18 protein-coding genes are annotated in these 19,683 nt (G+C 71.7%); 4 read left to right on the forward strand and 14 right to left on the reverse strand.

Going from position 1 to position 19,683, the window contains the following annotated elements; genetic code table 11:
* Positions 1–15: 15 nt before the first annotated feature.
* Positions 16–735: an ABC transporter permease gene (locus tag DXZ73_RS22630; RefSeq protein WP_116212911.1), complete on the forward strand. Its 720-nt coding sequence runs from the start codon at positions 16–18 to the stop codon at positions 733–735.
* A gap of 85 nt (positions 736–820) precedes the next feature.
* Here DXZ73_RS22630 and DXZ73_RS22635 read toward each other — a convergent pair whose 3' ends face one another.
* The 3 genes from DXZ73_RS22635 to DXZ73_RS22645 all read right to left on the reverse strand — a co-directional run bounded on the left by DXZ73_RS22635 (position 821) and on the right by DXZ73_RS22645 (position 3,944).
* On the reverse strand, positions 821–1,777 hold the full coding sequence (locus DXZ73_RS22635; RefSeq protein WP_116212912.1) for an aminoglycoside phosphotransferase family protein: 957 nt from the start codon (positions 1,775–1,777) through the stop codon (positions 821–823).
* Positions 1,778–1,838: 61 nt separating this feature from the next.
* Complete coding sequence (locus DXZ73_RS22640; RefSeq protein WP_116212913.1) at positions 1,839–3,137, reverse strand: CynX/NimT family MFS transporter; 1,299 nt, start codon at positions 3,135–3,137, stop codon at positions 1,839–1,841.
* 96 nt (positions 3,138–3,233) lie between these two features.
* The gene (locus tag DXZ73_RS22645) at positions 3,234–3,944 is read right to left on the reverse strand and encodes a FadR/GntR family transcriptional regulator (RefSeq protein WP_116212914.1); all 711 of its coding nucleotides are present in this window, start codon (positions 3,942–3,944) and stop codon (positions 3,234–3,236) included.
* Between the two features lie 100 nt (positions 3,945–4,044).
* Between DXZ73_RS22645 and DXZ73_RS22650 the strand changes: the two genes are divergently transcribed.
* On the forward strand, positions 4,045–4,800 hold the full coding sequence (locus tag DXZ73_RS22650) for a rhomboid-like protein (RefSeq protein ID WP_338059134.1): 756 nt from the start codon (positions 4,045–4,047) through the stop codon (positions 4,798–4,800).
* On the opposite strand, the gene DXZ73_RS22655 is transcribed toward DXZ73_RS22650, so the two are convergent.
* The 9 genes from DXZ73_RS22655 to DXZ73_RS22700 all read right to left on the reverse strand — a co-directional run bounded on the left by DXZ73_RS22655 (position 4,742) and on the right by DXZ73_RS22700 (position 14,664).
* Positions 4,742–5,545, reverse strand: coding sequence for an HAD family hydrolase (locus tag DXZ73_RS22655; RefSeq protein ID WP_116212915.1), 804 nt, complete (start codon positions 5,543–5,545; stop codon positions 4,742–4,744). The two genes, DXZ73_RS22650 and DXZ73_RS22655, sit on opposite strands and share 59 nt — an antisense overlap.
* Positions 5,542–6,819 carry a serine--tRNA ligase gene (gene serS, locus DXZ73_RS22660; RefSeq protein ID WP_116212916.1) on the reverse strand — a complete coding sequence of 426 codons (1,278 nt, stop codon included), beginning with the start codon at positions 6,817–6,819 and terminating at the stop codon, positions 5,542–5,544. Before serS ends, DXZ73_RS22655 begins: the two co-directional genes overlap by 4 nt.
* Before the next feature lie 700 nt (positions 6,820–7,519).
* Complete coding sequence (gene pheA / locus DXZ73_RS22670) at positions 7,520–8,452, reverse strand: prephenate dehydratase (protein WP_116212918.1); 933 nt, start codon at positions 8,450–8,452, stop codon at positions 7,520–7,522.
* Positions 8,453–8,554: 102 nt separating this feature from the next.
* A complete protein-coding gene (gene efeB / locus DXZ73_RS22675) occupies positions 8,555–9,793 on the reverse strand; it encodes an iron uptake transporter deferrochelatase/peroxidase subunit (protein WP_205519205.1) in 1,239 nt (412 codons plus the stop codon).
* Positions 9,793–11,655: a FixH family protein gene (locus DXZ73_RS22680; protein WP_116212919.1), complete on the reverse strand. Its 1,863-nt coding sequence runs from the start codon at positions 11,653–11,655 to the stop codon at positions 9,793–9,795. The genes efeB and DXZ73_RS22680 overlap by 1 nt, the downstream gene beginning before the upstream one ends.
* A 6-nt stretch (positions 11,656–11,661) precedes the next feature.
* Positions 11,662–12,138, reverse strand: coding sequence for a copper chaperone PCu(A)C (locus DXZ73_RS22685; protein WP_116212920.1), 477 nt, complete (start codon positions 12,136–12,138; stop codon positions 11,662–11,664).
* Positions 12,138–12,791, reverse strand: coding sequence for an SCO family protein (locus DXZ73_RS22690; protein WP_116212921.1), 654 nt, complete (start codon positions 12,789–12,791; stop codon positions 12,138–12,140). The genes DXZ73_RS22685 and DXZ73_RS22690 overlap by 1 nt, the downstream gene beginning before the upstream one ends.
* A gap of 172 nt (positions 12,792–12,963) precedes the next feature.
* The gene (locus DXZ73_RS22695; protein WP_116212922.1) at positions 12,964–13,689 is read right to left on the reverse strand and encodes a YcnI family protein; all 726 of its coding nucleotides are present in this window, start codon (positions 13,687–13,689) and stop codon (positions 12,964–12,966) included.
* A 180-nt stretch (positions 13,690–13,869) separates the two neighbouring features.
* On the reverse strand, positions 13,870–14,664 hold the full coding sequence (locus DXZ73_RS22700; protein WP_116212923.1) for a hypothetical protein: 795 nt from the start codon (positions 14,662–14,664) through the stop codon (positions 13,870–13,872).
* Positions 14,665–14,876: 212 nt separating this feature from the next.
* On the opposite strand from DXZ73_RS22700, the gene DXZ73_RS22705 reads away from it, so the two are divergent.
* Both DXZ73_RS22705 and DXZ73_RS22710 read left to right on the forward strand, forming a co-directional pair.
* Positions 14,877–15,353 (forward strand): ATP-binding protein, encoded by a 477-nt coding sequence (locus DXZ73_RS22705; RefSeq protein WP_116212924.1) that lies wholly within the window; start codon positions 14,877–14,879, stop codon positions 15,351–15,353.
* Between the two features lie 126 nt (positions 15,354–15,479).
* Complete coding sequence (locus DXZ73_RS22710; RefSeq protein WP_116212925.1) at positions 15,480–16,241, forward strand: SDR family oxidoreductase; 762 nt, start codon at positions 15,480–15,482, stop codon at positions 16,239–16,241.
* Between the two features lie 59 nt (positions 16,242–16,300).
* Here DXZ73_RS22710 and DXZ73_RS22715 read toward each other — a convergent pair whose 3' ends face one another.
* Entirely contained in the window at positions 16,301–17,779 is a 1,479-nt protein-coding gene (locus DXZ73_RS22715) for an aminopeptidase P family protein (protein WP_116212926.1), read from the reverse strand.
* A gap of 111 nt (positions 17,780–17,890) precedes the next feature.
* Entirely contained in the window at positions 17,891–19,486 is a 1,596-nt protein-coding gene (locus tag DXZ73_RS22720) for a PP2C family protein-serine/threonine phosphatase (RefSeq protein ID WP_205519206.1), read from the reverse strand.
* Positions 19,487–19,683: the final 197 nt, after the last annotated feature.

Consider the following 19,683-nt stretch of genomic DNA (forward strand, 5'->3'; position numbering starts at 1 on the left):
AGGAGCCTTGACGCCATGTATCACCCGACCGTCGCCCGGCTCACCTACCGGGGGCTCCTCGGCCGCCGCCGTGCCTTCATCCTCTTCGCGCTGCCCGCCCTCCTGATCGTCATCTCCGTCGTCATCCGCGTGCTGACCGGAGCCGACGACGGCACCGCGGCCAATGTCCTGGGCGGCTTCGCGCTGGCCACCATGGTGCCGCTCATCGGCGTGATCGCCGGTACGGGCGCGATCGGCCCGGAGATCGACGACGGCTCGGTGATCTATCTCCTCTCCAAGCCCGTCAAGCGCCACACGGTCATCCTCACCAAGCTGATCGTCGCCATCGGCGTCACCGTGGTCTTCTCCGCGGTGCCCACCCTGATCGCCGGCTTCGTGCTGAACGGCAACAGCCAGCAGATCGCCGTCGCCTACGCGGCGGCCGCCGCGGTCGCCTCCGTGGCCTACAGCGCGATCTTCCTGCTGCTGGGCACCGTCACCCGGCACGCCGTCGTGGCCGGCCTGGTCTACGCCCTGGTGTGGGAGTCGCTCTTCGGCAGCCTCATCCCGGGCGCCCGCACGCTCAGCGTCCAGCAGTGGTCCCTCGCCCTCGCCCAGAAGATCGGCGCGGAGGGCGCGATCACCTCGGACGTCGGCCTGCCCCTCGCCCTCACCCTGCTGATCGGTGTGACCACCGCGGCGACCTGGTACGCGAGCCGGAAGCTGCGCACGCTCACGCTCGCCGGCGAGGAGTGACGAGCGGCGAACGGCGCGCGATGTAAGGGGCGGTCTCCCAGGGAGACCGCCCCTTACATCGCGCAAATTACTCGCTCAAAGACGCTCACACACGCGCGTCGAGCAGTGCTCGCGCTATCTCCCACTGCACGGGCGAGAGCGCGATCACCTCGCCGTCCTCGGCGTCCTCTATGTCCCACAGGGCGTTCTGGAGCACCCGCCCGAGCGTCCAGCGCGCCGCGCGCCGCCGGTCCAGGCCGAGCACCTCGGTCATCAGGTCGAAGCGGCGCAGGATCGCCCGCTCCACGTCACCGGTCGCGGTGAGGTCGTCCCAGCGGTCGTGCAGGGCGGGCAGCAGCTCGAACCCCGGGTCGCCCACGAGCGGTTTGGGGTCGATGGCCAGCCAGGGCTCCCGCCCGGAACCGGGCAGCGGCGCCAGCACGTTCGCGTAGTGCAGGTCCCAGTGCAGCAGCCGCCCTTCGCCGGGCTCGGCGGCCACGTCCCGTACGGCGCCCGCGCAGTCGGCCAGCATCCTGCGGTCGGCGGCGTCGGGCAGGGACGGGAGGGCGGCGGGCACTTCGGCGAGCATCGCGCCCGCGATGTCGGTCAGCGTGCGCAGCCCGGCCGGCGGAGGCGTCTTCACCAGCCGGGCGAGCAACTCGGAGAGCGTACGGACGGCGTCCTCGGCGTCCGGCACGGACAGCAGCGAACGCCCGGCGTCCAGCCGCTCCAGCAGCATCGTGCCGGACTCGGCGTCGTGGTCGAGGAGGGCGACCGCGCCGTCGCCGCCCCACGCGCGCAGCGCGGCCGGTTCGTCGACGCTCTCGTCGGTCACCGGCTGGAGCTTGAGCGCGGCCGGAGTGCCGTCCGCGCGCCGCACGGGCAGGACGAGCGCGACCATGCCGTGCGAGGCGGGGCCGTCGAGCCGCAGCTCCCAGCGGCCCAGGAAGTCGGCCGCCAGGTCCGGCAGGGCGGCGACCCAGGCGCGGCCCACCTCCCCGTCGAAGGTGTCGTGGAAGCCCGCCAGTTCGGCGGGGACGGTGATCCGGGAAGGCACGTACATGGGTGGCGCTCTCCTCGTGACGGGTGGGAGGCCCCGGGGGCCTCCCTGTCATCCCAACGTCTCAGATCTTCCGATCGCGCCCGGCTCCCAGCCCGAGACCCAGCAGACCCGCGCACACCACGAGCAGCACCACGATCGGCACGGTCCAGCCGCCGGTGGCCTGGTGCACGGCGCCGAGGGCGAACGGGCCGACGGCCGCGAGCAGATAGCCCCAGGTCTGTGCCATGCCGGAGAGCCGGGCCGCCGTGTGCGCGTCACGGGTGCGCAGCACCATCATCGTCAGCGCGAGCCCCAGCGCGCCGCCCTGTCCCACGCCGAGCAGTGTCGCCCAGAGCCAGGCACCGCCGACCGGGGCCACGAGCAGCCCCGCGACGCCCGCCGCCATCAGCGTCACGACGCCGACCGCCAGCGACCGCTGGGAGCGCATCCGGCCCGCCAGCATCGGCACCACGAACGAACCGACCGCCTGCACCAGGGTGCTGAACGCGAAGACGAGACCGGCCTGCGCCTTGCTCATCCCGTGGTCGGTGAAGATCGTCGGCAGCCAGGCGATGACGACGTACGCCACGAGCGACTGCGAGCCCATGAAGAGGGTGATCTGCCAGGCCAGCGGGGTGCGGGTCAGCTTCGGCCCGTCCTCGGCGGTCCGGGGCGCCGCCGCGGCCCCCGGAGCGCCTGCCGCGGCCTCACGGGAGGCGCTGCGGGAGAGGACGACCTGCGGGGCCCACACGGCCGCCGCGACGGCCGCCAGCACCGCCCAGGAGGCGAGGGAGCCCTGCCAGCCGCCGAGCGCGTCCTCCAGCGGCACGGCACTGGCGGCGGAGACGGTGGCGCCGAGGATCATCGCGGTCGAGTAGAGCGCGGTCATGCCCGCCGCCCGCTCGGGGAAGTCCCGCTTGATCAGGCCGGGCATCAGGACGTTGAGCAGGGCTATCGCCGTGCCCACGAGCGCGCAGCCGACGAACAGCGCGACGACCGGCGGCGCGACGCGCAGCAGGATGCCCCCGCACAGCAGGACGAGCGCGCCGCAGAGCACCGCCTCCGTGCCCCACCGGCGGGCCAGTTTCGGCGCGAGGATCGAGCCGAGCCCCATGAAGACGAGCGGAATGGTGGTCACCAGACTGCTCGCGGTCGCCGCCAGGTGGAAGTGGTCGCCGATCTCGCCGAGCAGTGGCGACACCCCGGCCAGCGCGGCCCGCATGTTGAGCGACGCCAGGACGATGCCGAGCAGGACGAGCAGGGGATGGGCCCGCATCCGCCGGGCGGCGGCCGCGGGTGGCGCGAACTCCTGCGCGGCCACGGCTTCTTCCGTGACGGTCTCCGCGTCGATCAGCGGTGCTTGCGACCTCGTTTCCGACATGGGGGCCTTTCCGAAGGAGGTGCGGGGGCACGTGAGGGCGTACGGCCGGGCATGCGAGCGGGGGCGTGTGAGCGGGCCGTACGGGAGAAGCGGGGGTCAGTCCTCCGCGAGCAGCGACTCCACCGCCTGCTTCGGCCGTTCGAGCAACAGGCGGCAGGCGTGCGCCGCCGCGTCCGGGTCACCGGAGGCGATGGCGGCCATGAGGGCGTGGTGGTCGCCGTGGATGATGCGCGGCATCTCGCGGTCGCCCAGCGCGGTGACCAGCGCCTCGCGCACCGAGCTGCTGAACCAGGAGTACGTGGCGGTCAGCGCGCTGTTGTGCGCGGCCTCCACGACCGCCTTGTGGAAGGCGATGTCGTGGTCCGCGTAGAGCTCCAGATTGCCCGAGTCGGGCTGGCCCTCGGCGTCCTCGAAGGCCGTCTGCGCCTCCAGCGCGACCCGCATCCGCTCCAGGTCGGCGGGTTCGTGCCGCAGCGCCGCGAGCCGGGCGGCCTCCGCCTCCAGGGCGATGCGCAGCTCCAGCACGTCCCGCACGCCCGCGCGCTGCACGCCGCGCATGATCTCGGCGGGGTCGGCCATGGAGACGACGAAGGTGCCCTCGCCCTGGCGGGAGCGCAGCATCCCGGCGTGCACGAGGACGCGGACCGCCTCTCGGACGGTGTTCCGCCCGACCTGGAGCTGCTCGGCGAGCGCGTGCTCGGTCGGGATGCGCTCGCCGACCTTCCACTCCCCGGCGGCGACCTGCGCACGCAGCTGATCCACGACGGTGTCCACCAGGGACTGCCGTCCCGCCGCACGCAGTGCCATTCCGCTGCTCCTCTTGACGCTTTGACGCTCTCTCGGACTCACCCGGTTGCCCAGTCATCCTACAACTGCGCGCAAGGCCCACCCGGGCTACCGTCGAATGATGGCCCACCGCCAGCCGTACGCCCTGATGTACAACCGGATCACCGCCTGGGTCCGCTCGGCCCCGGGCACCCACATCTGGCTGTTGATCATCGGCGTCACCAGCCTCGTGATCGCCGCCGCCAGCCGGGACCTGGAGATCTTCCTCCTGCACCGGAACAGCAGCAACATCCACGAGCTGAACAAGCATCCCCTGCAGTCGCTGCTGATCAGCGGCTTCTGGATCGAGAACCCCTCGTCGTTCCTGCTCTATGTCGCGCTCTTCGAGATCTTCCACGCCAACGTCGAACGCTGGATCGGCACCCTGCGCTGGCTCTTCACCGTCGCCGTCGCACACGTCGTGGCCACGCTCGTGAGCCAGGACGTCGTCCTGCTGTCGATCGAGCACCACTCGCTGCCGCGCTCGATGAAGCACGTTGTCGACATAGGCGTCTCGTACGGGCTCGCGGCGGCGGCCGGGATCCTCACCTACCGCGTGCCGCGGCCCTGGCGGTGGCTGTATCTGGCGGGCGCGGTGCTCTTCTTCGCGGTGCCGCTGGTGACCGGCGGGACATACACGGACGTCGGCCACGCGATCGCGCTGGCGATCGGGCTGGCGTGCGGGCCGCTGACGCGGGGCCGCCCGCCGTGGAACTTCTCCGCCGGCGTCGAGCACCTGCGGAGGGTCTGTGGGCCCCTCCGCGGGCGAAGAACCGGCGTCAGCCGAAGAGTCGCTCCAGCACCGTCGCGATGCCGTCGTCCTCGTTCGAGTCCGTGACCTCGTCGGCGACGGCCTTGAGCTCCGGGTGCGCGTTGGCCATCGCCACGCCGTGCGCCGCCCAGGCGAACATCGGCACGTCGTTCGGCATGTCGCCGAAGGCGATCGTGTCCGCCGCCTTCATGCCGAGGCGGCGGGCGGCCAGGGAGAGGCCGGTGGCCTTGCTCAGGCCCAGCGGCAGCAGTTCGACGATGCCGGCGCCCGCCATGGTCACGCCCACCAGGTCACCGGCGACCGCCCGCGCGATCCCGGCGAGGCCGTCGTCGTCCAGGTCGGGGTGCTGGAGGTAGAGCTTGTTCAGGGGCGCGGCCCACAGCTCGGAGGGGTCCGTGATCGGGACGGCCGGCAGCGGGCCCTCCTGGATGCGGTAGCCGGGGCCGATCAGGACCTCGCCGTCCATGCCGTCGCGGCTGGCCGCGAGGTACAGCGGCCCGACCTCCGCCTCGATCTTGGCGAGCGCCAGCGCGGCGAGCTGCCGGTCGAGCGTCACCGACGTCAGCAGTCTGTGCTCACCGGCGTGGTAAACCTGCGCGCCCTGACCGCATACCGCGAGGCCCTGGTAGTCCAGGGAGTCGAGGATGTGCTTCGTCCACGGGACGGAGCGCCCGGTGACGATGATGTGCGAGGCGCCCGCCGCCGTCACCCGTTCGAGCGCGGCGCGGGTGCGCTCCGAGACGGTGTCGTCGGAGCGCAGCAGCGTGCCGTCGAGATCGGTGGCGATCAGGCGGTAGGGCAACTCGCTCACTTGGTGACAGGCTCCAGGATCTCCCGGCCGCCCAGGTACGGGCGGAGCACCTCGGGCACGCGCACGGTGCCGTCGGCCTGCTGGTGGTTCTCCAGGAGGGCGACGATGGTGCGCGGTACGGCGCAGAGCGTGCCGTTGAGCGTCGCCAGCGGCTTGACGGTCTTGCCGTCGCGCAGGCGCACCGACAGGCGGCGCGCCTGGAACTCGTCGCAGTTGGAGGTCGAAGTCAGCTCGCGGTACTTCCCCTGGGTGGGGATCCACGCCTCGCAGTCGAACTTGCGCGACGCGGACGAGCCCAGGTCACCCGTGGCGACGTCGATCACCTGGTAGGGCAGCTCCAGGCTGTTCAGCCACTGCTTCTCCCACTCCAGCAGGCGCGCGTGCTCCGCCTCGGAGTCCTCCGGCGCGACGTACGAGAACATCTCGACCTTGTCGAACTGGTGTACGCGGAAGATGCCGCGGGTGTCCTTGCCGTACGTGCCGGCCTCGCGGCGGAAGCACGGCGAGAAGCCGGCGTAACGCAGGGGCAGCTGCGACGCGTCCAGGATCTCGTCCATGTGGTACGCCGCGAGCGGCACCTCGGAGGTGCCCACCAGATAGAAGTCGTCCTTCTCCAGGTGGTAGACGTCCTGCGCGGCCTGGCCGAGGAAGCCGGTGCCTTCCATGGCGCGCGGCTTGACCAGCGCGGGGGTGAGCATCGGGGTGAAGCCGGCCGCGGTGGCCTGCGCGATGGCGGCGTTGACGAGGGCGAGCTCCAGCAGCGCGCCGACACCCGTCAGGTAGTAGAAGCGCGAGCCGGACACCTTGGCGCCGCGCTCGACGTCGATGGCGCCGAGCGACTGGCCGAGCTCCAGGTGGTCCTTCGGCTCGAAGCCCTCGGCGGCGAAGTCGCGCGGGGTGCCGACGGTCTCCAGGACGACGAAGTCGTCCTCGCCGCCGCGCGGCACGTCCGGGTGGACGATGTTGCCGATCTGCAGCAGGAGGCGCTGCGCCTCGGCGGCGGCCTCGTCCTGCTCGGCGTCGGCCGCCTTGACGGCGGCGGAGAGTTCGCCGGCCTTCTTCAGCAGCTCGGTCTTCTCGTCACCGGAGGCCTTGGGGATGAGCTTGCCGAGCGACTTCTGCTCGGAGCGGAGTTCATCGAAGCGGACGCCGGACGACCTGCGCCGTTCGTCGGCGGAGAGCAGCGCGTCGACGACGTCGACGTCCTCTCCACGGGCGCGCTGGGAGGCGCGCACACGGTCGGGGTCCTCACGAAGCAGGCGAAGGTCAATCACCCCACCAGGCTACCGTTGCGGGCGCGATCACTCGACGCGATATTCCTCTTCGTTGCGTTTTGCCCCATTTTGAGGAGAGTGGAAAGGGCTGTGAATAACCGGGCCCGAGGCCGGGTCGGGAAATTCCAGCGCTTTTGGCGAAAAGGGACATAGGGGCGGCCGGGTGGGGTGATCGGCCTTGTGGGAGGCGGGAGTTGGCGGAGATGTTGTCCACAGGAGCCGGATCCTCCGGTTTCTTTGTCCACAGGCTGTGCGTGAAATCTGTGGACGCTGGAATCGAACGTTCCATCCGGGTCTGTCCTGAGCCATGGATTGCCCGGCCAAACCCCGCTTAGCCACTCATTCGGGTGGTATTCCCTCGCTCTAAAGAGTTGATTGCCCGGATTCGGCTGACGGGTGAGGGGTGTTGGGGCACGCAGGGTGGGGCTTGGCGCTGTGGATGACGGACCTGTGGTTAGAGCGATTTGTCGACGTCGACCCCTCCGGGGAAGGCTTTCGATGCCTCACTCTGTCGACTTATCCCCAGGTCGAGACGGATCCTGTGGATAACCATGTGGATCATGACGAGGACGGTGGCTAGCCAAAACCAGCCCGTCCGGCGTTTGAGGACGCTCCCCCAGACTCCGTCCGGGGGGACCCCCAAGGGCGCTCCCGCCGCAGGCGGCAACGCACCCGCAGACAAAAACGGAGCGCAACCCCCCTACGCGGCCCCCCCATCCGCACAGCGCGCCACCCACTCCGCCGCGGAAACAAACGCACTGTCCGACGTCCCGGGCCGCAGCGGCGACGCCGCGTCCGCGCCCGCCCGCGGGTACGAGCCCAGGAAACGCACCTTCGGGAACGTCCGCTTGAGGCCCATCAGCGCCTCGCCGACGCGGCGGTCGGTGATGTGGCCCTCGCAGTCCACCGAGAAGCAGTAGCGGCCCATGCCCTCGCCGGTCGGCCGCGATTCGATCCGCATCAGGTTCACCCCGCGCGCCGCGAACTCCTGCAACAGCTCCAGCAGCGCGCCCGGGTGGTCGTCGCCGAGCCAGACGACCAGCGACGTGCGGTCCGAGCCGGTGCGTGCCGAGGGCCGCGCGGGACGCCCGGCCAGCACGAAGCGGGTCTGCGCGTTCTGCGCGTCGTGGATGTCCTTGACCAGCGGCTCCAGCCCGTACGTCGCCGCCGCGAACTCGCCCGCGAACGCCGCGTCGTAGCGGCCCTCCTGCACCAGTCGCGCGCCGTCCGCGTTGGACGCGGAGGACTCCCACAGCGCGTCCGGCAGGTGTGCGGCCAGCCAGTTGCGCACCTGCGGCTGCGCCACGGGGTGGCCGGTCACGGTCTTGATGTCGGAGAGCTGGGTGCCGGGGCGCACGAGCAGCGCGAAGGCGATCCGGAGCAGCACCTCGCGGTAGATCATCAGCGGTGCGCCGGTGGCGAGTTCGTCGAGGGTCGCGGTGACGCCGCCCTCGACGGAGTTCTCGATCGGCACGAGCGCGGCCGCGGCCTCCCCGTTCCGTACGGCGTCGAGCGCGGCCGGCACGGAGACCATGGGCACGAGCTCGCGTGTGGCCGCCTCCGGCAGGGTGCGCAGGGCGGCCTCGGTGAAGGTGCCCTCGGGTCCGAGATAGGTGTAGCGGCTGGCCGGCATCACGCGTTGCGCTCCTCGGGGTGGGTACGGGCGGGTCCCGCCACACTACCCAGATCTCCTCGGGCGCCCCGCCGGGTGACGGGGGCGCCCGAGGAGCGCGGTTCACCCTTCCAGCAGCCGCTGTCCCACGTACTCGTCCTGCGCGCAGCCGCCCGGCACCGCGAAGAGGGCGCTCGACTCGTGGCGCAGGAAGCGGGAGAGGCCGTCGCCCCGGTCGAGCTTGCGCTGCACCGGGACGAAGCCCTTGCGCGGGTCCGCCTGCCAGGCGATGAAGAGCAGGCCCGCGTCCGGCGAGCCGTCGTCGAGGAAGCCGTCGTGGTACGAGAACGCCCGTCTGAGCATCGCCGCGCCCCGGTTGGACTCCGGTGCCGCGACGCGGATGTGCGCGTCCCCGGCGATGGCCAGCGAACCGTCCTCGCCGATCTTGTTGAGGTCGACCGGCGTCGTCTCGGTGCCGCCCGACAGCGGTGCCCCGTCCGACTTGCGCCGCCCGATCACCTTCTCCTGGCGCGCCGGCGACAGGTGGTCCCAGCTGTCGAGCAGCATGCGGATGCGCCGTACGACCGCGTAGGAACCGCCCGCCATCCAGTCGCCGGAGTCCTCCGGCACGAAGATCCGCGCGTCGAAGTCGGTGTCCGACGGCTTGGGGTTGTTCGTGCCGTCTATCTGGCCCATCAGATTGCGGCCGGTCATCGGCTTGCCGGTGGCGCCCGGCGTCCGGTTGAAGCCGTTCATCTGCCAGCGCGTGCGGGCGGTGTCCCCGGCCTGCTTCTGGATCAGCCGCAGCGCGTGGAAGGCGACGAGCGGGTCGTCGGCGCCGATCTGCACCCACAGGTCGCCGTCGCCGCGCTTGGCGTCGAGCGCGTCGGCGGTGAAGGCGGGCAGCGGTTCCAGCGCGGCGGGCCGCTTGTCCGCCAGCCCGGTCCGGTCGAAGAACGTACGGCCGAAGCCGAAGGTGACCGTCAGGGACGAGGGGCCCGCGTCGAGCGCGACGCCCGTGTCGTCGCCCTTCGGCGCGTTGCCCGCCGTCAGTTCGGCCGCCGTCGCGGACCAGCGCCGCAGCAGTGCCGCCGCGGCCTTGCGGTCGGCGCCGGGAACGAGGTCGAGGGCGAGCAGCTGACCGCACGCCTGCGCGGGGTCGGCGATGCCCGCCTGGTGTTTCCCGTGGAACGGCACGGTCTTGGTGCCGACCCCGGTGAGCGGGGCCGGTCTGTCCCGCGCGGCCTGGGTGGCGAACGCGCCGCCCGCGCCGCCCACGACGAGCCCGGCGGCACCCGCCGCACCGGCGGTGCCCAGGAGCCGGCGACGGCTCATTCCGTTCATCTCGGTCTGTTCAGTCATCAGTTGATCTTCACGTTCCCGATCTCCGTGACCTGGTCGATGTCGGAGGTCCGTACGGTCAGGGTGAGCTGCCATGCACCGGCCATGGGGAGCTGGAAGCCGGTGGCTTCCCAGCGGCCGGGGGCGATGTGCTTGAGCGTGGTGCGCAGTGGGCCGATCTTCTTCTGCGTCTCGGTGAACGACACGTCCAGCTCCGGTACCTCGACGGCGCGGCCGGTGGGGTCGGTCACGGTGACGTCGAGGGTGTTGTCGCCGGAGCGCGCGGGGTCGACGCGGACGGTGGCCGTGCCCCGCCCGTTCGTGCCGCCGGTGTCGTAGGGGATCTTCACCTCGGCCGGGCCCGTGGTGGCCGGGTTGGCGGCGCCCGCCGCGCCCGCTTCCTTCTGCTCGGTCTCCGAGCGCCCCGGCTGGGTGCCGGTGAGCAGGGTGGTGACGGCGAGCAGGACGACGGCGACGGCGGTCTCGGCCAGCACGGAGCGCCTCAGTCCGCTGCGGCCCTCGTCCGCGTCGCGGTGCCGCTGTCCGGCGGCCTTCGCGAGCGCGGCCTGCTGCCGGGCGAGCTGGGCGGCGCGCTCGGGTGAGGCGCCGCTGTTCCTTGGGGCCTTCGCCGTGGCCCGGGGCTTCTTCGGTTCCGCGCGGTCGGTGAGCCGTTGCGTCCAGCGCCGCGAGAAGTACGCGATGCCGACCAGAGCGGTCACCAGGCCGACCTTGATCAGCAGCAGCCGCCCGTACTCCGTGCCGGTGAGCGCGCCCCACGAGCCGACCTGGCGCCAGGACTGGTAGAGCCCGGTCGCCACCAGGACGCACACCGAGGTGAACGCGATCCGGGAGAAGCGCCGCACGGCCGCACGGGGGATCGCCTCGCCGGTCCACAGGGTGGCCAGCAGCGCGGCCAGTCCGCCGAGCCACGCGGCGACGCCCAGCAGGTGCAGCACGTCGACGGGCATCGCCAGCCACGACTGGAGCCCGGCCGAGGCGTGTTCGGCCATGGCCCAGGTCGCCGCAAGCCCGATGGCGACGACGGCGCCGCCGATCGCGAGCCCGTAGGCGACGTCGCGTCGCTCCCCGGCGGTGCGGTCGTCGTCCCCGCGGGTGTACGAGCCGAAGAGCACGGCGAGGAAGACGGCCGCGGCGCTCAGCAGGAGCAGCCGCGACAGCAGCGCGGCCCCCGGTTTGGTGGCCAGCACGTCGCTGATCAGCGAGAGGTCGACGACGGAGCCCGGGCCCTTGCCGGTCGTATAGGCGCCGCGCAGCAGTATCAGCGCGGCCGTTGAGGCGAAGAGGGCGATCCAGCCGCCGACCGCGATCCGCTGCACGGCGCGCGAGGTGCGGCAGACCCCGGCGAAGACGCAGCCGCCGACGAGCAGGACGAACCCGGCGTACGCCGCGTAACGCCCCACGCCGTACAGCGTGTCGACGGTCGGGTCGATCTTGGTGGTCGTCACCTTCGCCGTCGTCTTCGAGGGTGCGCCGATGGAGAAGGTGAAAGCCCCGGCCACCGGGTGGCTGTCCGCGGAGACGGCCTGCCAGGCCACGGTGTAGGTGCCGTTGCCGATCCCGCCGCGCAGGCCCACGGCCGCGGTGCCGGACCTGCCGCCCACGTGCGAGGGCCTGCCCTCGTCGACGCGCGCCCCCTGCGGGTCGAGGACCCGCAGGGAGTCGCCGTTCAGCAGGACTCCCTCGGAGAAGGTGAGCTTCACCTGCTGGGGCGCGGTCGGCACCACGGAACCGTCGGCCGGGTCGGTGGAGGTCAGCGCGGCGTGCGCCGACGCGGTGGCCGCACCGGGGCCCGCGGCGCACAGCAGTGCGGCCAGCAGCATCCCGAGGAGGGCCGGCAGCCGCCCGGTGGTCAGGGTCTTCATCACACGTCAGTCCTTGGGACGGAACGTCGTGGACTCGACCGGCACCTGGACCTTCACCGCGCCGGACGTGGCGAAGTGCAGCGTGAACTCGACCTTCTCGCCGACCTGGGGCTTGTGGTCGAGCTTGCCGAGCATCAGGTGGGTGCCGCCGCGGGCGAGCTTCAGCTCACCGTTCGCGGGCACCTCCAGCTCGCCCGCGTGCTTCATCTGCGAGCCCTCGGTGGTGTGCATGGTGATGTCACCGGAGAGCGGGCTGGTGACCGAGGTGAGCTTGTCGGCCTTGCCGCCGTCGTTCTTGACGGTGAGGTACGCGGCGGCCATGTCGGTCATCGCGGGCTGCGGCAGATAGGCGCCGCTGACGGACAGCTCGGCCTTGTCGGACTTCAGGGCGTCCTTCTCCGACTGGCAGCCGGTGATCAGCAGCAGACCCCCGGCGAGCAGGAGCGGCATGGTGGCGGCGGTGGCGGCGGTGGACTTGCGCATCACGGGTTCTCCCCCTTGATGATCTTCGGGAGATCCTTGGCGTACTGGGCTGCGGTGGTTTCTGCGGTGTAGATCCAGTGGGCTCCGTCGTCCTTCGGCGAGAAGCCGACGACCTCGGCGCCATGGCTGACGGTGATGGAGCCGTCCTTCTCCTTCTTCGCCTTCTCGACCAGGATGCCGAGCGGCTTGGCGGCCGCCTGGATGGTCTCGAAGTCGCCGGTCAGGCCGACGATGTCCTGACCGCCCTGGGCGTCGAGCCACTCGCGCATCCGCTTGGGGGTGTCGCGATCGGGGTCGGTGGTGACGAAGACGATCTTCAGCTTGTCCCGGTCGGCCTGCGGCAGCTTCTTCGCGGCCTCGGCCATGTCGGCGACGACGGTCGAGCAGACGTCGGGGCAGTAGGTGTAGCCGAAGTAGAGGAGCACGGGGTGCCCCTTGGTCTCCTTGACCAGCTCGTACTTCTTCTCGGACGTGTCGGTGAGGACCAGGTCGGGCTTGGCCTTCGGGGCGTCCAGGGTGATCGCGGCCTTCTTGGGGGCCGCGGAGACGTCGGCGACGGGCTTGTCGCCGCCGCCGTCCGAACCACCGCCACAGGCGGTGAGGGTGAGCGCGGCGGCTATCGCCAGCGCCGCACCCAGGGTCTTGGTGCGCATGGAGCTCTTCTCCAGGGGTCGGTCAGGGGTACGGGGGCGGCGGCACCCTGTCGGGAGCGCCGCCCCGGTCGGTCGTCCGTGCGTCTGGGAGCGAACCTACGCAGGGCGTACGGGTGGCGTACGTCCGGGTCTGCGTACGGTCAGGCGTTTCGCACCCTCGCGGGGCGGGGGCTCAGGCGTCGGAACGGCGGCGTCCGGCGAGCACGCCGAAGGCCACGCCCGCGACACCGACGACGATGCCGGCGATGCCGAGCGCACGGGCCGTGGTGTCGGAGGAGTCGTCGCTCTTCTCCGCCGCCGTCTCCGTCTGGCTGCTCTTGTCGTCCGCCTTCTTGGCGCCGCCCGCGTCGGCGGCCTTCGCGACGAGCTTCAGCGTCGGCGCCGGGTGCTCGGCCTCCTGGCCGTTCGGCTTGGACGGGTCGATCCAGCGGACGACCTCGTCGTCGGAGTAGGTCTGGAGCGCCTTGAAGACCAGCTCGTCGGCGTCCGTGGGCAGCTGGCCGACCGACAGCGGGAACTGCTGGAACTGACCGGGCTCGATCTTGCCGCCGGTCCAGGTGACCTTGGTGACGGCCTCGTTGACCGTGCCGTCGTCCGTCTTCACCGGCTTGTCGAGCTTGGACTTCTCGACCTTGATGTCCCAGCCGGGCACGGGCTGCGGCATGACCGAGGCGAGCGGGTGCTTGGGGTCGAGGTCGAGCTCCAGCTTCACCGTCGAGGCGTTGTCCTTCTCGTTCGGCACCTTGATGGCGATGGTGCTGTAGCCGCCCTTCTCGGCGGTGCCGGGCTGCACGCCGACGTGCGCGAAGGCGGGACCGGCGAGCAGCAGGACGCCACCGGCGGTGAGGCCGGCGACGACGGGGATGCGGCGGTGCAGGCGAGCGGTCTTGACGTTCATGGGGACACTCCACAGGCAGGAGGGACAAAAGGGGAGTACGGCGCGCGTGCGGTCACGGCGCGACGACTCTCCTATCCGAAATGCCGGAATATTTCCGGTGGGTGTCGGAATCCGGGCATGTCCGAGACATGGGTATGCCGAATATCGGAATGCCGGAGCGCTGGAGCGCGCGTCGCGTCGTCAGGCCGCGAGGGCGAAGCGCGGCGGTCCCCGCCTGATCACGAAGTGCTGGAGCGCCGGTTCCGTCACCGGCCGCTCGTCGTCCCCGTACGCACCCCGGACGGGCGCCGCCGGGCGGGCGTCGGCCCGGTCCCGCAGCGCGCGCACGAGCGTGAACGCGGCGCGCAACGCCCGTACGAGCGCCGCCTCCGCGACCCCGCGCGCCGACCGCTCCGACAGCCCGACCACCCGCCACAGCGCGACCTCGCCGCGCCGCAGCAGCCAGCCCAGGGCCAGGGCCGCGAGCAGGTGGCCGAGCAGCATCGGCAGCGAGGGCAGCAGGGCGTGGAGCGGCGAATCCGGCTGTGCGGGCGCGCTCGGCGGCATGGCCATCCGCATGGGGTGCGTGGCCGGGTCGAGCCCGGCGTCCGCGATGACGCGACGGGCCTCGGCCGCCGACATCGGGTGCGGCTGGTTGCAGATCAGCCGCGCCGCGAAGGTGATCAACCGGCCCTCGGAGCCCGCCTGTCGGGTCGCCGTCCCGGCGCCCTGCTGGCCGAGCCCGAAGAGGGCGTGCAGCGCGAGCTGTCCGGCGGCCAGCGCGGCCGCTATGCCCGGCAGCGAGCGCTCCCGTCCGGCCAGTGGCACGGCCACCATGAACACCGCCGCGAAGCCCGCGCCCAGCGTCCACAGCGGCACGCTCGCGCAGGAGGCCAGCACATGCCCGCCCGCGGACAGCAGAACGCAGACCGCGGTGAACACCGCGGCCCGGAACAGTCGCAGATCGGCGCCGGCGCGCGCGACGGGGTGAGGCATGGCTGCGCCATCATCCCATCGGACTTACTCCTTCCCTACGGCAGGGGGCGCTCACAGGGGGCGCATGGGCGCACGCCGGTTTAAGGGCCATACACCGATGCACCCGCCGGGCGCGTCGTCCGAATGAGCGGTCTCACACATCCGACAGGCTTACGGGTCGATGGTGGTGGCTATACGTATCGGTATATCGAGCCGCGGCCAGGAGGCTGAGCATGAGCATTTGGTGGTCACTCCATCTGCGGCGCGAGGCCGCGAGCGTTCCGCTCGCCCGGAGACTGCTGGTCGGCACGATGGAAACGGCCGGCGTCGACCCCGACATCTCCTACGACCTGTCGGTGGCGCTCAGCGAGGCGTGCGCGAACGCGGTCGAGCACGGCGGCGACTCCTCCACCGGATATCTGGTGACGGCCTTCATCGACGGCGACACCTGCCGCATCGAGGTCACCGACTCCGGCCCGGGCTTCCCGGAGCAGCCGCGCCGCCACGACCGCCGCCGCCCGCGCCCCGCCCATCAGGCCCCGCAGCCCGCGGCCCCCGCCCATGACGAACATGGCAGGGGCCTCTTCCTTATCGAGTCCCTGACCGACCATGTGCGGGTCCACAACCGGCCCGGCCGCCAGGGCGCGGTCGTCAGCTTCGACAAGATCCTCAAGTGGAGAGAGGACGCGGCGCTGCTCAGGGCGTCGTGAGCGGCCGCCCGCCGCCGAAGGCGTACGGACCGCGGGGACCCTCGTGTGGGCCCCGCCCACGGGCGCGTGCCGGTATCTGCTCCTAGCGTGGCAATACCGGCAATTCACGCGTTCCAGGAGAGGCCCATGCCCAGCCCCACGCGCTCGCTCAAGGACAAGGTCGTCGTCATCGGCGGTGCGTCCAGGAACCTCGGCGGTCTCATCGCCAGGGAGGTCGGCCAGGACGGTGCCAAGGTCGTCGTCCACTACAACAGCCCGTCCTCGAAGGAGGACGCCGAGAAGACCGCCGCCGAGGTCGAGAAGGCGGGCGGCCAGGCCGTCGTCCACGAGGCGGACCTGACCAAGGTGGCAGAGGTCGAGGGGCTCTTCGACGTCGCCGAGGCCGCCTTCGACAGGGTCGACTGCATGGTGAACACCGCCGGCATGGTGATCAAGAAGCCGATGACGGAGGTCACGGAAGAGGAGTACGACCGGATGTTCGCGGTCAACTCCAAGGCGGCGTACTTCATGATGCGCGAGGCCGCCAAGCGGCTCCAGGACGGCGGGAAGATCGTCACCGTCGTGACCTCGCTGCTCGCCGCCTACACCGGTCTCTACTCGGTGTACGCGGGCAGCAAGGCGCCGGTCGAGCACTTCACGCGGGCGCTGTCGAAGGAGCTGTTCGGGCGGAACATCTCGGTCAACAACATCGCGCCGGGCCCGATGGACACGGGCTTCTTCTACCCGGCCGAGACGGACGACTCCATCGCGTACCACAAGTCCTCGGCGATGAACGGGGAGCTGACGAAGATCGAGGACATCGTGCCGTATGTGAAGTTCCTGCTCACGGACGGCTGGTGGCTGAACGGGCAGACGCTCTTCATCAACGGCGGCTACACGACGCGCTAGCGCTTCGCCGGCCGGTCGCGCCGTTCCCCGCGCCCCTTCCGGGGCGCGGGGATCCCGCACTACTTCAGGCCCGCCATCCAGGTCTCGACGTCCGAGGACGTCCGCGGCAGACCCGCGGAGAGGTTCCGGTTGCCGTCCTCCGTGACGAGGATGTCGTCCTCGATGCGGACGCCGATGCCGCGGTACTCCTCGGGCACGGTCGTGTCGTCGGCCTGGAAGTAGAGGCCGGGCTCGACGGTCAGGACCATGCCGGGCTCCAGCACGCCGTTCACATACGTCTCCGTACGGGCGACCGCGCAGTCGTGCACGTCCAGCCCGAGCATGTGGCCCGTGCCGTGCAGCGACCAGCGGCGCTGGAGGCCGAGCTCCAGGACGCGCTCGACCGGGCCCTCGACCAGGCCCCACTCGACGAGCTTCTCGGCGAGCACCTGCTGGGCGGCGTCGTGGAAGTCGCGGAAGTTCGCGCCCGGCTTGACCGCCGCGATGCCGGCCTCCTGGGCCTCGTACACCGCGTCGTAGATCTTGCGCTGGAGCTCGGTGTACGTGCCGTTGATCGGCAGCGTGCGGGTGACGTCGGCGGTGTAGAGGGTGTGGGTCTCCACACCGGCGTCCAGGAGCAGCAGTTCGCCGGAGCGGACCGGGCCGTCGTTGCGCACCCAGTGGAGCGTGGTGGCGTGCGGGCCGGCGGCGCAGATCGAGCCGTAGCCGATGTCGTTGCCCTCGACGCGGGCGCGCAGGAAGAACGTCCCCTCGATGTAGCGCTCCGAGGTGGCCTCGGCCTTGTCGAGGACCTTCACGACGTCCTCGAAGCCGCGGACGGTGGAGTCGACGGCCTTCTGCAGCTCGCCGATCTCGAACGCGTCCTTCACGAGCCGCTGCTCGCTGATGAAGACGCGCAGCTCCTCGTCCCGCTCGGCGGTGACCTTGTCGGTCAGGGCCGCCTCGATCCCGGCGTCGTGGCCGCGGACGACACGGACGGGGCCGGTGGCCTCGCCCAGCGCGTCGGCGAGGTCGCGGACGTCCTTGCAGGGCACGCCGTAGAGCGTGGCGGCCTCGGTGAGGCTGTGGCGGCGGCCGACCCACAGCTCGCCCATGCCGTCGAGCCAGAACTCGCCGTTCTCACGGTTCGAGCGCGGCAGCAGGTAGAGCGTGGCCTTGTGGCCCTCGGCGGCCGGCTCCAGGACCAGCACGCCGTCCTGGGTCTGGTCGCCCGTGAGGTACACGTACTCCGTGGACGCGCGGAAGCTGTACTCGGTGTCGTTGGAGCGGGTCTTGAGATTGCCCGCGGGGATCACCAGGCGCTCGCCGGGGAAACGCGCGGAGAGCTCGGCGCGGCGGTGGGCGGTCTCCTGGGCCTGGGCGATCGGCTCGAGGTCGCGGAGCTCGGTGTCGGCCCAGCCGGACTTCATGTTCTCGGCAAGCTCGTCGGAAACGGCCGGGTACAGGCCGTTCTTCCGCTGCTTGATGGGCTCGTCACCTTCGGGGTTCTCGGGCGCGGGCTGCTGCTCGGTCACTGCTCTCCTCCTCGGACGGGGCATTTCCATCGTATGTGCGAGGAAAAGCGAGGGAGAAGGTCGGCGGCGAAGGTTTGAACGCGGACTCGCGCAGAAGGTCGGCCGCCGACCTGGACATCCACTGGTCAAGCAGGATCATTCAAAGTGCGCGGCCAGAAGGACGACGTCTTCGCCACTGTCGCTCCTGTCCGCCGCCCTGTCGTCGTCATCGGCGGGCAGCATGGTCCGCAGGACGTGCTCCACGACCGCGTCCGGGTCGCGCAGCGCGGCCCGCGGGACGCCCGCCGCGGCCGAGTGCAGCCGGGCGAACGCCCGGTCCATGGTGTCGCCGGTGCGGTGCAGCAGGCCGTCGCTGTAGAACAGGAGCGTCTCGCCGGGCGCGGGTTCGATCTCGACGCTCGGCGCCTCCCAGCACGCGAGCATGCCGAGCGGTGCGGACAGGGAGGTCTCCACGTACTCCACGCGGTGCTCGCCGATGATCAGCGGCGGGCAGTGCCCGGCACCCGCCAGCACGACCTTGCTCCCCCGGCCCCCGGGGCGGTCGGCCCCGGCGGGCTCGCAGTAGGCGAAGAGCGCGGTGGCGGCGCGCGCGGGCTCGGTCAGCCGCAGCAGCAGTTCGAGGTCGGAGAGCACGGCGACCGGATCCTCACCCTCCATCACGGCGTACGCCCGCAGGGAGGCCCGCAGCCGGCCCATCGCGGCGACGGCACTGGGCCCGGAACCTGTCACTCCGCCGACCGCCAGGCCGAGCGCGCCCTCGGGCAGCGGCAGCGCGTCGTACCAGTCGCCGCCGCCCCGGGGCCCCGACCGGTGGCGCACGGCCAGCCGGACCCCCGCGATCCGGGGCAGCCGGCTGGGGAGCAGCTCCTCGCGGAGGGTGGTCATGGCGTCCCGGGCCTCGGCCAGTTCGAGGTGGCGGGCCAGGTGCTCGGTGGCGTAGTCGCGGTAGAGGCCGATCAGGTGCCGTTGGCGCTCGCCGGGCTCGGCGGGCTCGTCGTAGAGCCAGACGGCCGCGCCGATGCGGCCCGCGGCCTCGGACTCCAGGGGCACGGCGTAGCTGGCGCCGTAGCCGAGGCGGGCCGCGACCTCGCGGTGGCGGGGGGTGAGCCCCTCCTCGGCCGCGATGTCGGGGTGGGCGACGCCCGCGCGGGACCCGGCGGGCGGGAGGTCGTCGAAGAGGCGGCCGTACGAGTCGGGGCCGGGGGCCTCGCACGCCTCCCTCGGGGCGGTGCCGGGCCGGGGTGGCGGCCGGTCCGGGGCGCGCGGGGCGCGGACGTCGTGGGGGAGGGTCTCGATGTGGCCGAGGTCGGCGCGGCCGAGCCCGAGCCCGACGGTGACCGGGCGGTCGTGGCCGGGCCCCCGGGCGGGCTGGAGGGTGACCAGGCCCCGGCGGGCGCCGACGAGCGAGGATCCGGCGCGCAGCACCTCGTGCAGGGCGGCGTCGAGGGTGCCGGTGCGCGCGAGCCGCTCGGTGAGCTCCTGGAGGGTGGTGAGGTCGGAGATCCAGCCCGCCAGCCGGTCCTGCACGAGGGCGTTGGGCGCCGGCGGCCGCAGGCCGTCCGGGGTGGCGGGGCCGTGGGGGTCGGCGGGGTCCGCCCGGCCGGGGGAGTCCGAAGCGGCGGGATCGGCGGGATCGGTGGAAGGGGCGGCGGCCGAGGGGGACGGAGTGTGCGAGGGCGCGGGAAGTGGAGGATTGATTCCGGCCACTTTCGGCAGATGGGGTGTGGTCATGGCCGTCTGCCTGGGGAGGGCCGCGCGGCGATGCGGCGGGCAGTGGTCCGGAAAGGTGCGCGCGGCATCTCGCCGAGCCCTCTTGACCAGCTGGTTGGCCTGTGCTTTTTCGTCAATAGCATCGCAAACCCCCTGTCGTGTTGCGCGCTATCAGTGCTCCACATGTACACGCCCGGGTAAGCCGATGTCCAGCATTG

The sequence above is a fragment of the Streptoverticillium olivoreticuli subsp. olivoreticuli genome, assembly GCF_003391135.1.
Lineage (GTDB): Bacteria > Actinomycetota > Actinomycetes > Streptomycetales > Streptomycetaceae > Streptomyces > Streptomyces blastmyceticus.